This window comes from Pseudomonas sp. R62 (assembly GCF_000257605.1).
Lineage (GTDB): Bacteria > Pseudomonadota > Gammaproteobacteria > Pseudomonadales > Pseudomonadaceae > Aquipseudomonas > Aquipseudomonas atacamensis.
Window position 1 is genome coordinate 1 of record NZ_AHZM01000913.1, and the last position, 854, is coordinate 854.

General features: G+C 63.1%; 2 protein-coding genes. Both read right to left on the minus strand.

What is annotated here, in order from left to right; all coding sequences use genetic code 11:
* Positions 1 to 563: aldehyde dehydrogenase family protein (locus OQK_RS01075; protein ID WP_038860248.1), on the minus strand; the 563-nt coding region annotated here is incomplete at its 3' end.
* Position 564: 1 nt separating this feature from the next.
* Positions 565 to 854, minus strand: a 290-nt coding sequence (locus OQK_RS01080; protein WP_443216323.1) for a LuxE/PaaK family acyltransferase, incomplete at its 5' end; no start/stop codon positions are given.

An 854-nucleotide genomic window follows, 5' to 3' on the forward strand; every position in this document is an offset into this window, starting at 1 on the left:
GCAACGCCGTTGGCGGGTTTGCACAGCTTGCCGATCTGCTCGGTGCTCGCTGGAATCACCGCCACATGTCCGGCCAGTTGTCCGCTGGCATCGCAGTCGACCAACGCGCGCAACAGTTGCGCCGTCAGGCCTTGATCGCTGCGGCTGGGGCGCAACCAGTTGACGTTGCCGGCGAGCAGACTTTCCACCACCGCGCAAAAGGCCAGCAGCGGCGCGTTGGCCGGAGTGATGTGCACCACCAGCCCGAGCGGACGCCAGGCTTCGAAGCGTGGCTGGCGATAATCGAAACGACGCAGGCAATCGGCCTCGGCGCCCAATTCACGCTGGCGTTTGTAGGCTAGCGCTTCGGGTTGGCAGAAATCGATCAGGGTCTGCCGCTGCTCGTTGTCGAGGGGCAGATCCGAGTGCGCGTCATGCAGTTGCCGGGCAAATTTCGCGACTGCGTCGATGACTGTGCGGCTGTCGAGTGCCCTCGCCAAGTGTTGCGGCAACGCCTGTTGCAGGTCTTGCAGCGCTTGGTCGAGGCTATAAGCGTGGTGCAGTTGTCCATTGATCAAATACATATCAGTGACTCCCCATTAATTCGGCGGCGGCCATTGCGCAGCTTCTGCCCGCTGTGGTGGCGGCGCGGCCGTGCAGTTCGAACCAGTCGCTGGTCAATCCACAGCCGCAACTTGCGCCCGGGTGCAGCGTGGCAAGGTCGCTCATGACCACGGCGTGGGCCGGGCTGGAGGAGATGTAAGGCGAGACGAAGCCGAGCAGGCCTTGTTGGCCATAGGGCAGCAGGGAAAAATCCGCCGGATCGCGAATCAGCACTCGCGAATACACCGGCACATGAAAGCGGTGACGGGCGC